Origin of the sequence: Paracoccus xiamenensis (assembly GCF_011308835.1) — a bacterium.
Lineage (GTDB): Bacteria > Pseudomonadota > Alphaproteobacteria > Rhodobacterales > Rhodobacteraceae > Paracoccus > Paracoccus xiamenensis.
In genome coordinates, this window is sequence record NZ_JAAOHY010000001.1 from 847925 (window position 1) to 861454 (window position 13530).

The 13530-nt window shown below is 63.9% G+C and carries 14 protein-coding genes; 7 read left to right on the forward strand and 7 right to left on the reverse strand.

Features of this window, described 5'->3' with window-relative positions:
- Positions 1-23: 23 nt before the first annotated feature.
- The 5 genes from G7044_RS04165 to G7044_RS04185 are packed head-to-tail and all read left to right on the forward strand — an operon-like array spanning position 24 to position 4396.
- A complete protein-coding gene (locus tag G7044_RS04165) occupies positions 24-752 on the forward strand; it encodes an SDR family oxidoreductase (protein ID WP_166326305.1) in 729 nt (242 codons plus the stop codon).
- Between the two features lie 25 nt (positions 753-777).
- A complete protein-coding gene (locus tag G7044_RS04170; RefSeq protein WP_166326307.1) occupies positions 778-1602 on the forward strand; it encodes a class I fructose-bisphosphate aldolase in 825 nt (274 codons plus the stop codon).
- Between the two features lie 3 nt (positions 1603-1605).
- Positions 1606-2751, forward strand: coding sequence for a Gfo/Idh/MocA family protein (locus tag G7044_RS04175; protein ID WP_166326309.1), 1146 nt, complete (start codon positions 1606-1608; stop codon positions 2749-2751).
- Positions 2748-3416 (forward strand): D-lyxose/D-mannose family sugar isomerase, encoded by a 669-nt coding sequence (locus G7044_RS04180; protein ID WP_166326311.1) that lies wholly within the window; start codon positions 2748-2750, stop codon positions 3414-3416. Before G7044_RS04175 ends, G7044_RS04180 begins: the two co-directional genes overlap by 4 nt.
- Entirely contained in the window at positions 3413-4396 is a 984-nt protein-coding gene (locus G7044_RS04185; protein ID WP_166326313.1) for a carbohydrate kinase family protein, read from the forward strand. Before G7044_RS04180 ends, G7044_RS04185 begins: the two co-directional genes overlap by 4 nt.
- Before the next feature lie 12 nt (positions 4397-4408).
- Here G7044_RS04185 and G7044_RS04190 read toward each other — a convergent pair whose 3' ends face one another.
- From G7044_RS04190 to G7044_RS04220, 7 genes are all read right to left on the reverse strand, one after another.
- The gene (locus G7044_RS04190) at positions 4409-5140 is read right to left on the reverse strand and encodes an SDR family oxidoreductase (RefSeq protein WP_166326315.1); all 732 of its coding nucleotides are present in this window, start codon (positions 5138-5140) and stop codon (positions 4409-4411) included.
- Positions 5141-5150: 10 nt separating this feature from the next.
- Positions 5151-5879: an SDR family oxidoreductase gene (locus G7044_RS04195; protein WP_166326317.1), complete on the reverse strand. Its 729-nt coding sequence runs from the start codon at positions 5877-5879 to the stop codon at positions 5151-5153.
- A gap of 9 nt (positions 5880-5888) precedes the next feature.
- A complete protein-coding gene (locus tag G7044_RS04200) occupies positions 5889-6653 on the reverse strand; it encodes an SDR family NAD(P)-dependent oxidoreductase (RefSeq protein ID WP_166326319.1) in 765 nt (254 codons plus the stop codon).
- Between the two features lie 2 nt (positions 6654-6655).
- A complete protein-coding gene (locus G7044_RS04205) occupies positions 6656-7954 on the reverse strand; it encodes a D-tagatose-bisphosphate aldolase, class II, non-catalytic subunit (RefSeq protein ID WP_166326321.1) in 1299 nt (432 codons plus the stop codon).
- On the reverse strand, positions 7951-8925 hold the full coding sequence (locus G7044_RS04210) for a tagatose kinase (RefSeq protein ID WP_166326323.1): 975 nt from the start codon (positions 8923-8925) through the stop codon (positions 7951-7953). Before G7044_RS04210 ends, G7044_RS04205 begins: the two co-directional genes overlap by 4 nt.
- 3 nt (positions 8926-8928) lie before the next feature.
- Entirely contained in the window at positions 8929-9813 is an 885-nt protein-coding gene (locus tag G7044_RS04215; RefSeq protein ID WP_166326325.1) for a sugar phosphate isomerase/epimerase family protein, read from the reverse strand.
- A 137-nt stretch (positions 9814-9950) separates the two neighbouring features.
- Positions 9951-10913, reverse strand: a complete 963-nt coding sequence (locus G7044_RS04220) for a sugar-binding transcriptional regulator (RefSeq protein ID WP_166326327.1) — start codon at positions 10911-10913, stop codon at positions 9951-9953.
- 220 nt (positions 10914-11133) lie between these two features.
- Between G7044_RS04220 and G7044_RS04225 the strand changes: the two genes are divergently transcribed.
- Positions 11134-12573 carry an extracellular solute-binding protein gene (locus G7044_RS04225; protein WP_166326329.1) on the forward strand — a complete coding sequence of 480 codons (1440 nt, stop codon included), beginning with the start codon at positions 11134-11136 and terminating at the stop codon, positions 12571-12573.
- Positions 12574-12650: 77 nt separating this feature from the next.
- A complete protein-coding gene (locus G7044_RS04230; protein WP_166326331.1) occupies positions 12651-13529 on the forward strand; it encodes a carbohydrate ABC transporter permease in 879 nt (292 codons plus the stop codon).
- Position 13530 lies beyond the last annotated feature (1 nt).

Genomic DNA, 13530 nt, shown 5'->3' on the forward strand with positions numbered 1-13530 from the left:
AAACCTTATTCGGGGAGGGAAGCATGGCAGATTACGACAAGGGTGCGATCCTGGTCACCGGCGCCAGCGGCGGCATCGGCGGCGCGACCGTGCGCCTGCTGTGCCAGAAGGGGGCCGATGTGATTGCCGCGGGCCAGAACGCCGGCAAGCTGGACGCCCTCGCGGCCGATACGGGCTGCCGGGCGCTGCCCTTCGATCTGACCAGCGAAGACAGCGTGAAGGATGCGCTTGACGGGTTGGACCTGTGGGGCGTCGTCAATTGCGGCGGCTTCGGCGGCGAGATCGCGACGCCCATGGACACCGATATCGACGTTTTCGACAAGGTGATCGCGATCAATGCACGCGGTGCGCTGCTGGTGACGAAATACGCCGCCGCCAGCATGATCCGGCTGGGGAAGGGCGGGGCCATCGTCAATGTCTCCAGCCAGGCCTCGCTGGTCGCGCTGAAGGGGCATGTCAGCTATGGTGCATCCAAGGGGGCGCTGGATAACATCACCAAGGTCTCGGCGCTGGAACTGGGGCCGCATGGGATCCGAGTGAACAGCGTGCATCCGACGGTGGTGATGACGCCGATGTCCGCCTGGTATTGGGGCCGCCCGGAAATCGAGGGCCCATTCCTTGCCCAGATGCCGCTGGGTCGTTGGGCCACCGAGGAGGAGATTGCCGCCCCCATCGCCTTCCTGCTGTCGGATGGGGCATCGATGATCTCGGGCGCGGCGCTGCCAATTGATGGCGGTTTCACAGCAGTTTGATTTCGGTGGTTTGAAGGAGAGCAAGATGAAACAAGCACGGATGATGCGCCTGTTCGGCACCTCGGGGAACTGTTTCGACGTGGCGATCGACCACGGCATGTTCAACGAAAAGACCTTTCTGGGCGGGATCGAGGATATGCGCCAGGCGATTGAGGTCGTGGCCTCGGCCCGGCCCGACGCGATTCAGCTGCCGCCCGGCACCGCGCCGATCCTGCAATCGCGCCCCGGCAAGGACCGCCCGGCGCTGGTGTTGCGCACCGATATTGCGAATGTCTATGGCACGCCCTTGCCGCGCAAGCTTTTCTCCGAGGTCATAGACCGCGCCGTGGAACAGGCGGTCCGGCTGGACGCGGCCTGCGCGGTGGTCAACCTGCTGATGCTGCCCGATGAGCCTGAGGTCTACGAGGCCTGCATCCGCAACATCAACCGCCTGAAACCCGCCTGCGACGATGCCGGCATGCCGCTGATGATCGAGCCGCTGGTGATGCAGGACAACTCCAAGGGCGGCTATATGGTAGACGGCAATATCGACAAGATCCTGCCGCTGGTCAGGCAGGCGGTCGAGCTGGGTGCGGACATCATCAAGGCCGATCCCTGCGACGACCCGCAGGAATACAGCCGCGTTATCCAGATCGCCCAAGGGGTGCCGGTGCTGGTGCGCGGGGGCGGCAAGGTCTCTGACGAAGAAATCCTGTCGCGAACCAGGGTGCTGATGGAACAGGGCGCGCGCGGCATCGTTTACGGTCGCAACGTCATCCACCACCAGAACCCGGCGGGCATGACCGCGGCGCTGATGGCGATTGTCCATGACGGCGCCAGCGTCGATGACGCCATGGCAAAGCTGAGCTAGGCGATGCGCAGGATCAATTTCGGCATTATCGGCTGCGGTTTGATGGGGCGCGAATTCGCCTCGGCCGCTGCGCGCTGGATGCATCTGACCGACATGCCCGCCCGGCCCGAAATCGTCGCCGTCTGCGACACCAACCCGGCGCTGATGGGCTGGTATACCGACAATCTGCCCCATGTCGGGCAGACGACGAACGACTACCGCGAGCTGCTGGACAACCCGGATGTCGAGGCGGTCTATTGCGCCGTCCCCCATGTCCTGCACGCAGAGATCTATCCCCAGATCATCGCCTCGGGCAAGGCGCTGCTGGGGGAAAAGCCCTTCGGGATGGACCGCGCCCAGAATGCCGCGATCATGGCGGCATTGCGGGACGGGCCGGGGCAGTTGGTGCGTTGTTCCTCGGAAATGCCGTTCTATCCGGGTGCGCAAAGGGTGATCGACTTTGTGCGTTCGGGCGCGCTTGGCGATATTCTGGAGGTCGAATGCGCCTTTCTGCATTCCTCCGACATCAACCCCGACAAGCCGATCAACTGGAAGCGCGTGGTTGGCGTGAACGGCGAATATGGCTGCATGGGCGATCTGGGGATGCATGTCTGCCATGTGCCGCTGCGCCTTGGCTGGCGTCCGCGGACGGTCAGCGCCAGCCTTGTCAAACGGGTGACGACGCGCCCCGACGGCAAGGGCAACCGCGTCCCCTGCGAGACCTGGGACAATGCCACCATCACCGGCATGGTGGGCGAGGGCGCAGATGCCTTTCCGCTGGTCTTGAAGACCTGGCGGATCGCGCCGGGGGAATCGAACACCTGGTCGATCCGGGTGCTGGGGATGCACGGCTCGGCCGAGTTTTCGACCAAGAATCCCCGGCAATGGCGCTTCATGCGATACGAACCGGGCGGGTCGCAGACCTGGCAGGTCGAGGATCTGGGCTATCAGTCGCTGTTCCCGGCCATCACCGGCGGCATTTTTGAGTTCGGCTTTACGGACGCGATCCAGCAGATGTGGGCGGCATTCGTCGATGAACTGGCCGGCGGCGATGCGCGCGGCTTCACCTGTGCCACGCCCGAAGAAGCCGCCGCCCATCACGCCATTCTGACCGCCGCCCTGACCGCCGGCAAGGAAGGCCGCGTGGTCGAAGTGGAGTATCCCCGATGAAACGTTCACAGATCAACGCCGCCATCCGTCAGGCCGAAGAAATGCTGGCCGCCCATGGCTGGGCCGTCCCCGATTTCGCCCGCTGGACGCCGCAGGACCACAGCCGCCATGCCGCACGCAGCCGCTGGCTGTCGGAACGCCAGATCGGCTGGGATGTAACCGATTTCGGATCAGGCGATTTTGCGGCGCGGGGGCTGGTGCTGCTGTGCACCCGCAACGGTATCTTCGGCTCGCCGGGCGAACGGCCCTATGCCGAGAAGCTGTTGTTTGCCGGCGTCGGGCAGGAAACCCCTTACCACGCGCATCGCATGAAGCTGGAAGACATCATCCTGCGCGCCGGCGGCACGCTGTGCATCGAATTCACCCCCGAAGGCGCGGAGGTGCCCCAAAGCGGCGAGCCGGTCCCCGACACCATCCGCATCGACGGCGCCGAGCACCCTGCTTATGGCCGCGTCCACCGGCTGGAAGCAGGCCAAGGCGTCACCGTCCCACGCGGCATGCAGCATCGCTTCTGGGCCGAAGGTGCGCCCGCCTTTGTTGCCGAGGTCAGCCAGTGTAACGACGACCACGCCGACAACTTCTTTCTGGAGCCGATCGGCCGGTTTTCTCAGATAGACGAGGACGAACCGCCTTACCGCCTGCTGTGGAACGAGGGCGGAACGTGACGCGGCGCGGGATTGCCTGTGTCGGGAACTGGATCCTCGACATCGTCCATGACATCCCGGCATGGCCGGAAAAATCGGACCTCGTCCAGATCCGGGCGCAGACCAGCGGGCTGGGCGGCGGCCCTGCCAATGTCGCTGCCGGGCTGGCGGCGATGGGGGTGGATTATCCGCTGGTGCCGGTCGGGCTGGTCGGCGCGCGGGCGCTTGGCGACGGCATGATCGCGATGGCGCAGGCGGCGGGGCTGGATACAGCGCGGATCGGGCGCACGACGCAGGCCACGACCTCGCAGACGCATGTGATGAACGTGCCGGGCGACAGCCGCACCTTCTTTCACCATACCGGCGCCAATGACCTGCTGGACGCAGAGATGATCGATGTGGACGGGCTGGCGGCGATGGGGTTGAAGATCTTCTATCTCGGCTATCTGAACCTACTGGCGCGGCTGGATGCGCCGGGGCCGGATGGCCGTCCCCGCGCCGCCGGGGTGCTGGCGCGGGCGCGGGCAGGGGGGATGATGACCTGCGTCGATCTGGTGTCATCGCAAAGCGAGGCCTTCCGCGCCACCGTCTTCGGTTGCCTGCCCGAAATCGACGTGCTGTTCCTGAACGAGATCGAGGCCGCCCGCGCCACCGCCCTGCCGATCACCGGACCCGAGGACGAAGCCGGCATGATCGCCGCTGCGCACACGCTGATGGCGGGGGGCATCGGCCACGCGGTGATCCTGCATTCGCCCGCGCGCACCATCTGGCTGGAAGGGGCCGAGGCGCATGTCTTTGTCCCAGAAACGCTGGCACCGGAACGGATCGTCAGCTCGGTCGGGGCGGGGGACGCGCTTGCTGCCGGGGTGATCCATGGCTTGCACGAAGGTTGGCCGCGCGAGGCCTGCGTTGATCTGGGGCACCGGGCGGCCGCAGCCTGTCTGGGCGGCCAGACCGCGACGGAAGGACTGGGGCGCTTTCTGCTGGATCCGCCCCGCTGACCCGGACCGGTGTCAGCGAATGGTAAAACCGCCATCGGCGACCAGCGTTTCGCCATTGATGATCCCGGCATCCTCACCGGCCAGAAACACCGCCGCCGCCGCGATCTCGGACGGTTTGGCGAAGCGGCCGACGGGGATTTCCTGCCGCGCCTTCACGCCCTTCTCGCCCGACCAGCCCACCAGCGCCATCGGCGTTTCCACGACCGTCGGCGCGATGGAATTTGCGGTGATCCCGAAACGCGCCCATTCCAGCGCCTGAATTTTCGTCAGCAGGATCAGCCCCGCCTTGCTGGCCCCGTAAGCCGCATGTTCGTCGATGGCCACCAGCCCCGCCTGTGACGAGATATTGATGATCCGCCCCCGACCCGAGGCCTTCAAAAACGGCAGCGCTGCCGCCGCGACCAGCCAGGGCGCGCGCAGATTGATGTTCATGGTCAGATCCCAGGCGGCCAGATCGGCCGTCTCCGCCGGAAAGACCATGCCGACACCGGCATTGTTGACCAGCACGTCGATGCCCATCTCGGCCCCGATCCGCGCCACGGTTTCGGCAATCGCCGCCGGATCGCCCAGATCCAGCGAGTAGGTCCGATTGTCGGGCCCCAGCCGGGCCGCCAGATCGGATGCGTCGCCGATATCCACCAGCGCCAGCCGCGCGCCGGCAGCGGCAAAGCGTTCCGCCATCGCCGTGCCGATCCCGCCTGCCGCGCCGGTGATCAAGACGGTCCTGCCGCTCAGATCAGACATATGCGGCCCCTCAGATGTCGAAATTCGTCGGCAGGACGATCATGTCGCGGATGGTGACATTGCGCGGCCGGGTCAGCATGAACATGATCGCGTCAGATACCTCGGTCGGTTCGATCAGGCTGCCGCTGTCCTTGGCCTTCTTCAGGTTTTCCTCGGGCCAGTCGGCCAGCAAGGCAGACACCACCGGCCCGGGCGAGACCTGGCCCACGCGGATGCCCTTCTTGTTCAGCTGCCGGCGCATGGTCTGCACAAAGCAGGTGATCGCCCATTTCGAGCCGGAATAGACCGGCTCCCACGGGACGGGGAAATGGCCGGCGACGGAGCAGGTGACGACGATGTCGCCGGTCCCGCGTTCGGCCATATGCGGGATGACCCCGTGGACGTTTTTCATCACCGCGTTGACGTTCAGGTTCAGCATCCGGTCGATGGTGGCGGGATCGGTTTCATCCAGATCGCCGCCGATATAGGTGCCGGCGTTGCAGTGCAGGATGTCGATATGATCCACCTTTTCAAGGATCTCGGGCACCATCGCATCGCAGCTTGCCGAGTCCAGCAGGTCCGTCACCTGCGGGATGGCGCGTTCGCCCAGACGTTCGCGCAGCTTTTCCAGCGCCGCGGTATCGCGGTCGACCATGACCACAGTGGCGCCCGCGTCCAGCAGCGCCTCGACCGTCGCGAGCCCGATGCCTGAGGCCGCGCCGGTGACCGCCGCAATTTTTCCGTTCAGATCTTCTGCCATGATTTCCCCCTAATGCGTGGTATAGCCGCCATCGGCGACCAGCACCGACCCGGTGACATAGCTGGCCGCGTCGGATGCCAGAAACAGTGCGCAGGTCGCCATTTCCTCGGGCTCGCCAAAGCGGCCCATCGGCGTGTTCGCGGTCCAGACCGGGTTCCACTCCTCATTGGCGATTCCGCCTGCCGTCATGTCCGAGACCACATAGCCCGGCGCCAGCGCATTGACCCGGATGCCCCTGCCGGCATATTCGAAGGCCATGGTCAGCGTCATCGTATGGATGGCGGCCTTTGACGAGTTGTAAGCCACCTGCAATTGCGGCTTGTTCGCCACCAGTGCCGAGATCGAGCCGATATTGACGATCGATCCACTGCCCTGCGCCAGCATCGGCCGGATCGCCTCGCGCGCGATGCGGAAGGGGGCGATCAGGTTGGTGTCGAAGATGTAATGCATGCGTTCATCGTCGAAATCGTGGAAATCCCCATCCGCCGCGACGCCGGCATTGTTGACCAGCACATCCAGCTGGCCAAAGCGTTCCAGCGCCGCCGCCACGATCCGCGCGGGCGCGTCGTCGTCATTCACATCGGCCTGCACCCATGCGAAGCGGTCCGGGTCGGATGCCAGCAACTCCTTCAGTGCCGGCGTCTCGCTGCGGCTGGTCAGCATGCAGCGCGCGCCCGCCTCGCCAAACAGTTTCGCAATCGCCAGCCCGATGCCGCGATTGCCGCCGGTAATCAGCGCCACCTTTCCGTCCAGCCGGAATTTCTCCATCGTCATCGTCATGCTCCGCTATAGTCGGGGGCGCTGCCAGCCCGGCAGGCCGCGTGATAGGTGTCGAGGCTGCGGCGCACATGGGCTACCACCACCTCCTCGGGGTTCAGGGGGCCGTCAGCAAGGTCGGTGCGGCCGTTCAGGTGCTGCCACAGAAGGGGCAGGGGGATGGTGCGGCCCTTCAGCGTGTCGAACAGGCGCTTCACCGCCTTTTCGGCGCGTTCCGAGGGCCAATAGTATCGGATGCGGTCGGACAGCGAATAATGCCGCAGCATGCGCAGCTTGGCCGGGTCGCCTGCATAGTGACGTTGCCAGTTTGCCGGATGGTCCTGCATCTCGGCCTCCATCGCGGCCATCAGGGGGCGGTCGCCGTATGCCGGATCAAGATCCGAAGCGATCAGATCCAGCGCATAAAGTGCCTCGCGCAGCACGAAGGTCAGCTCTGGCCCGACCTTGAGGATGGCAAAGCCGTCCGCGACCAGATCTGACAGCGGGCCAGTGCCCTGATAATCGGTCGAATGGGCCTCAAAAATCAGGGCGGGTTCACCGGCCAGCGTGGCGGCCAGATCGCGGGCCAGTTCGGGGCGATAGAAGATGACGTTCTGATTGCCGAATTCGACGCCGGGCTGGACGACAAGGGCGATGACACGGGAAAGCGCATCGGTCAGACCGGCCTCGGCGAAGACCTTGCGATGAATGTCGATGGTGCGCCGTGCGGCCTCGGGCGAGGTGGGCGTGATGGTGTCCAGCACATGATCGGCACCGCCCGGCGGTGGGACTTCGGTGCCGATGACATAGACCGGCATGTCGCCGCCCGCATCCGTCGCCGCGGCCTCTGCCAGTTTGGCCAGCCGTGCGGCGCGCCGGGCAGTGGTCTCGTCGTCAAGCGCCTCTGGTTCCCCTGCCGCGCCCATCGAGCAGTCGAGATGGATCTTGCGAAACCCCGCCGCGACATAGGCCGCGACCATCTTTTCCGCCTCGGCCATGGCATCTTCGGCCGGGCGGTCGCGCCAGGGGTTTGGGCCCAGATGATCGCCGCCAAGGATGATCAGTTCCTTCGGGCAACCTTCCTGCGCCGCAAGTCCAAAGACGAGATCCGCGAAATCCTGCGGCGTCATGCCGGTATAGCCGCCCTGATGATTGACCTGGTTGCAGGTCGCCTCGATCAGGACCGGCGCGCCGGTTTCGGCGCCTGCGCGCAGCGCCGCGCGCAGGACCAGCGGATGGGCCGAACAGACCGAGGTAATGCCCAAGGGCTGCCCCGCAACCCGCGCCACCGCCAATTCAGTCAGGGCCTGAAGGCTCATGTCGATCCCTCCTGTGCGGCGATGAAGGCGTCGAGTTCGGCGCGCGTTCCCGCGCCCTCCATCGGTCCCAGCACGGTGACATTGCGCGCGCCGGCCGCATTGCCGTAACGCAGGGCGTCGGCGATGGGCAGGCCCAGCCGGCGACAGGCGACATAGGCGCCGCCGAAGCAATCGCCGGCGCCGGTCGGGTCGCGTTCCTCGACCTTGAAGCCCGAGTGGTGGACGGGGTCCGCGCCGGGGGTGAACACCGTCGCCCCGGCTGCGCCTTGTTTCAGTGCGATTTCGGTCACGCCCATCTCGAACAGGCGGGCGATGGCGGCGTCCTGGCCGCTGACGCCCGCCGCCCGTTCCAACTCCTCGCCCGAGGGCAGAAGCAGGTCTGACTGGGCGATGAGCTGCGCGAAAAGCGCCTCGGTTTCGGCATCGCGGGCCAGTTCCTTGCGCAGGTTCGGATCGACCGAGATGCTGCCGCCCTGCGCCTTGATGCGCGGGGCGGCGAATTCGATCACCGTGCGGGCGGCGGGCATCGACAGCGCCGTGCCCATGACATGCAGATGCCCCGCACGGTCGATCAGTGCGCGCACCGCATCGCTCAGCCCGAAACGGGCGGCGGCCGAGGTGGCGATATTATAGACGAAATCGCGCGACCCATCGGTGCGATAACGCACAAAAGCGCTGCCGGTCGGATAGTCCGCGTCTTCGGCGATGGCCGAGACATCGACCCCGTCGGCGCGCAGCCGGTCAAGGTTCACGGCCCCGAAATCGTCGCGCCCGACCGCGCCCACCATCGCCGCCGCGCCGCCCATGCGGCCGCATTGGTCAATGAAGATCGCAGGCGCGCCACTTGGATAGGGACCGGTCAGCGGTTGGGCGGCCCGGAAACCGTCGCCGATGGTGGTGGCGACGATTTCGACCAGAATTTCGCCAACGCAGACGGTCGGGCCAAGCGCGTCGGGGGCAAGCGCGGCCATGGCTCAGGGCCGGGAATTGGTGGCGCGGCGGCGTTCGGCCTCGGCCATCTTCAGCTCGATGAACTCCTTGGCATGGGCCGCCAGCGGGTCGTTGTCGGTCCAGGTGTCGCGCCAGATCGCACAGGCCAGCGACAGGCTTTCATCGACCACCGCAGTCGAGAAGCTTTCGAAGACAATGTCCCGTTGATAGTCGATATCCAGCAGCGCGTCAAAAACGCGGTCGAACGGGATCGTGCCGTCGCCCAGATAGCCGCGATTGCTTTCGCCGATATGGAAATAACCCAGCTTGTCGCCCGCCAGCCGGATCGCGCCGGCGGGATTGGCCTCTTCAATATTCATGTGGAAGGTGTCCAGGTGCAGGCGCACATGGTCCGAGCCGGTATCCTCGATGAATTTCAACCCCTGCGCGGTGGTGTTCAGCAGGTTGGTTTCAAAGCGGTTCACCACCTCCAGCACAAGATCGACATTGGCGGCCTGTGCGATCTCGGCGGTTTCGGCGATGGCGTCGATGCTGTTTTTCCAGCCCTCGGGCGTCGGTTGGCGGTCGTATTTCGTATGCGCGGAATAAAGGATCCCGCCCAGCTTGTTGCCGCCAATATCGCGCACGGCATGGACCGCATCCGCCAGCATCTGCTTGCCCGCCTTGACCGCATCCGGGTCGGTCGAGGACACGTCCTTGTCGCGCGGCAGCCCCATGGTCACGCCGATTTCCACATCCAGCGCCTGTGCCTTTTGCGCCAGCCGGTCCAGATCGAACAGTTCAGGCCGAAGATATGCGAATTCGATGGTGCGATAGCCGTGCTCTGCCGATTTTTCCAGCGCGCGTTCCAGCCCGTCCTGGGTCTGACCGCCGGTCCAGACAAAGGAGTGAATTCCCAGACGTCCCATCTTGTCCTCCGTATATCCCGTCCATGGCCGCGCGAATCCGCCAACGGCCGGCAAGAAGGACGTTACATTTGCATTTTATAAAATACAAATGGAAATTCTGTATGGGACAAGATCAGCCGACGGGCCGGCGAAAACGGTCAGGGCGCGCTGTCCTCAAGCAGCATCTCGGCGGTCACGTCGTCGGTGATAAGCGTGTTGGCGATGCCTTGGCGCAGCACGGCGCGGATGATCTCGGCCTTGTGGGGGCCGGCCGCGACCAGCACCCGCAAGGGAACACGCAGCAGGGTTTCCAGTGAGATCCCAATGGTGCGCGAACTCAGCGGGGTTGGGACCGCGATCCCGTTCCGGTCAAGGAAAATGCCCACCACGTCGCCAACTGCGCCGGCATCGATCAGATCCTGAGGGCTGACCTCGGGCGGCAGGCCTTCCTGTACCAGATAGGATTTCGCCGAGATGTCGCTGCAGGTCAGAACCGCCGCGTCCAGTTGTTCGAACTTGTCGAAATGTTCGCGGAACTGTTCCTGCGACAGGAACAGGTCACGGTCGACGCCTTTTGACAGAAAATTCGGCGCCGCGAGGATCGAGTAGCTGGCCCCCAGCCGTTCGGCCAGTCCGGAAACGATCGCGAAGGAATTGAACGTCGCCCCCCGGACGGTGCCCCCGAACATCGAGATCACCTCCAGATCCGGATGGCTTTGGCGCGGCATGTTGGCGATGGCGCTTTGCAGGGTGATCCCCCAGGACACGCCGATCTTGCGCAGGTCGCCCGTCTCGACCCGGCGTTGCAGAAAGCTGGCAAGGGCCGCGCCGGCGGGATAGTTGTAGTCGTAATGTTCGGGATCGGCTGGGGCGACCATGGCCTGATCCAGCCCATAGGTTGCGACCAGCTTTTCTTGCAGCTCGATCCTGGGCAGGAAAGGTGATTCGATCTGCACCTTCACCATGCCCAGCGATTTCGCCCGCTGGATCGCCTGATTCACCCGCAGCCGGGTCACGTCCATATGCCGCGCGATGTCGGCCTGGGTCATGCTGTTGACATAATAGTGCCAGCAAACCTCGGTGATGAAGGCATCGCTGTCGTCGATTTTTTCTCTGGCCATGCGCGTCCAGTCCCTGCTGCAATCCATCTGCTTTTAAGGGCATTTCTCCGGTTCGGACTAGTGCCAGGATTAATATTACAAATGTCACGTCATGCATACAGATGAAATTATCACTTGAGAGAATCGGATTACATTTGTAATGATTTGGCAGGTGAGGACGCCGGCGGTTACAAACACCGCGCCAAGGGCGGACCAAGCTAAACAATCTGGGAGGAATGATATGAGCTTCGCTTTCAAGCTCGGCGTCTCGGTGATCGCGCTGACTGCCAGCGCGGGAATTGCCCTTGCGCAGGATGCCAGCGCTTTCTGGGCCGAGGCGGCGAAACCTTACGAGGGCGTCACGCTGCATGGGGTGACCGAATCCACGCCGCCGTCAAACTACATCAAGGACGTGCTGGCCCCGCAGTTCGAGGAGCTGACCGGTATCCGCGTCGATATCGAGACGACATCCTGGGACCAGATGTATGACAAGGCCATCAAGGACATGGAGGCCGGGACCGGCATCTATGACATGGTCTATATCGAACAGGACATCGTCTATGCCTATCTGTCGCGCGACTTCCTGACCGACACGACGCAATTGCTGGCTGACAATGCGGCGCTGAAATCGCCCAGCTATGACGAATCGCAGTTCACGACCTTTGCCGAAAGCTTCCGGGGCGAGAATGGCCATCTTTATGGCATCCCGGTTGAGGCTTTCATCAAGCCCTATCTGTACCGCACGGACCTGTTCAACGATCCCGAACATCAGGCGGCCTACAAGGAAAAGACCGGCAAGGATCTGGCGCCAGCAACGACGCATGAGGACTATCTGGCGATTGCCCAGTATTTCACCGAATGGGGGCAGGCCAATGGGGGCGAGCTGTGGGGCACGACCTCGCAATCGCATACCGGCCACCCGGCCAGCTGGTACGAATATGTCGAAACCGTGCTGCCGACTTTCGGTGTCTACAACTGGGGCATCGACGCGGAAAACAACTTCGCCGCGACCGTGGGAAGTGGCGGCCGGATGAATTCGCCCGAGGCGAAAGAGGCGATGCGCTATGTCCTGCAACTGCGCGACCTCGCGCCGCCGGAATCGGTGCAGTCGACATGGACCGAAACCGCGACGACGATGGCCGCCGGCCGCGCCGCGCAAGGCATGATCTATGGCGAAAACGCCGCCTGGATCGCATCCGATGAAAACCAGTCGCGGGTTGTCGGCAATATCGGCGTCGCTCTGCCGCCAATGTCGGAAGGCGTGCTGGAACAGGCGCAGGCCGGTGAGGGCTATGTCGGCTATTACGACGGCGGCGCATTCGGCATCCCGATCACCTCCAAGAACAAGGAAGCGGCGATGCTGTTCCTTGAATTCATCGCCCAGGACGAATTGCAGGCCGATTGGGCCGTCGCCGGGTCGCGCATCACCAATAACGCGACCTATGAAGATCCCAAGGTGCAGGAACTGGACGGCAAGCTTGGTGGCTATTTCACCATGCTGAAGGATCAGGGCGCGATCTTCGGCGGCGCGCCGGCCTATCCGTTCCACGCCCAGCTTCGCGAGGCACTGGCCCCGATCTATTACCAGATCCTGACCGGCCAGATCGAAGCCGACGCGGGCGTCGACCAGATGGCCCAGAAGGCCGAGGAAGAACTGACGGCACTCGGTTACCGTCAATAAGGCTCTCTGCCAACGACCGGGGCCGTTCGCGGCCCCGGTCACCCGCCCTGACCCCCATGACGCCGGAGGATCTGCGCATGCACTCCAATCGTTTGGGCTGGCTGCTGCTGGCGCCCACGATGATCATTCTGTTCTTCTTCGGAGTGGTCCCCTTCTTTTATGTGATCTGGGTGTCCTTCCACCAATGGAACCCCTTCGCGGCCAATCCGAACATGGTTTTCAACTGGGCCTCGAATTACCGGCAGGTGGTGTTTGACGCGCAGTTGATGGCGTCCCTTGGGGTCACCTTCGCGTTCGTCTTCTTCGCGGTCGTGTCCGAACTGATCCTCGGCTATCTGCTGGCGCAGGCCTTCATGAAGGATTTTCCCGGCAAGGCCTTCTTCCGCACCATCCACACGCTGCCGCTGATCATGGCGCCGATCATCGTCGGCTCGATCTGGAAGCTGATGACCACGCCCTCCATCGGCATCATTCCCAGCCTTGTGCAAAGCTGGTTCGGGCTTGATCTGAATATCGGGCAAAGCGCGCTTGCCGCCTTCACCGTCACGGTGGTGATGGATATCTGGCACTGGACGCCACTCGTAACGCTGTCGCTGATCGCAGCACTTGTATCCTTGCCGCCCGACCCGTTCGAACAGGCCCAGATCGACGGCGCGAACAAGCGCCAGATCTTCTGGCACATCACCCTGCCGATGATCGCCCCCGCCGTTGTCGCAACCGTCTTCATCCGCCTGATGGATGCGCTGCGCACCGTGGACGAGGTCTTGATGCTGACCGGAGGCGGCCCCGGATCTGCCACGCGCTATATCGGCGTGCATATCTTCAAGGAAGTCTTCCCGCGCACGAATTACGGCTATGGTTCGGCCATCTCGGTCGTCGTGCTGTACATGACCATCGTCATCTGCTGGCTGCTCTATGTCGGCCTGATCGCCCCCCGCAACACGAAGAAAGGATAGG

Bases quoted from the DNA above. Each gene is read 5' to 3' on its own strand.
- G7044_RS04165 (WP_166326305.1), top strand. From the start codon at position 24: ATGGCAGATTACGACAAGGGTGCGATCCTGGTCACCGGCGCCAGCGGC.
- G7044_RS04170 (WP_166326307.1), top strand. From the start codon at position 778: ATGAAACAAGCACGGATGATGCGCCTGTTCGGCACCTCGGGGAACTGT.
- G7044_RS04175 (WP_166326309.1), top strand. From the start codon at position 1,606: ATGCGCAGGATCAATTTCGGCATTATCGGCTGCGGTTTGATGGGGCGC.
- G7044_RS04180 (WP_166326311.1), top strand. From the start codon at position 2,748: ATGAAACGTTCACAGATCAACGCCGCCATCCGTCAGGCCGAAGAAATG.
- G7044_RS04190 (WP_166326315.1), bottom strand. From the start codon at position 5,140: ATGTCTGATCTGAGCGGCAGGACCGTCTTGATCACCGGCGCGGCAGGC.
- G7044_RS04195 (WP_166326317.1), bottom strand. From the start codon at position 5,879: ATGGCAGAAGATCTGAACGGAAAAATTGCGGCGGTCACCGGCGCGGCC.
- G7044_RS04200 (WP_166326319.1), bottom strand. From the start codon at position 6,653: ATGACGATGGAGAAATTCCGGCTGGACGGAAAGGTGGCGCTGATTACC.
- G7044_RS04205 (WP_166326321.1), bottom strand. From the start codon at position 7,954: ATGAGCCTTCAGGCCCTGACTGAATTGGCGGTGGCGCGGGTTGCGGGG.
- G7044_RS04210 (WP_166326323.1), bottom strand. From the start codon at position 8,925: ATGGCCGCGCTTGCCCCCGACGCGCTTGGCCCGACCGTCTGCGTTGGC.
- G7044_RS04215 (WP_166326325.1), bottom strand. From the start codon at position 9,813: ATGGGACGTCTGGGAATTCACTCCTTTGTCTGGACCGGCGGTCAGACC.
- G7044_RS04220 (WP_166326327.1), bottom strand. From the start codon at position 10,913: ATGGCCAGAGAAAAAATCGACGACAGCGATGCCTTCATCACCGAGGTT.
- G7044_RS04225 (WP_166326329.1), top strand. From the start codon at position 11,134: ATGAGCTTCGCTTTCAAGCTCGGCGTCTCGGTGATCGCGCTGACTGCC.
- G7044_RS04230 (WP_166326331.1), top strand. From the start codon at position 12,651: ATGCACTCCAATCGTTTGGGCTGGCTGCTGCTGGCGCCCACGATGATC.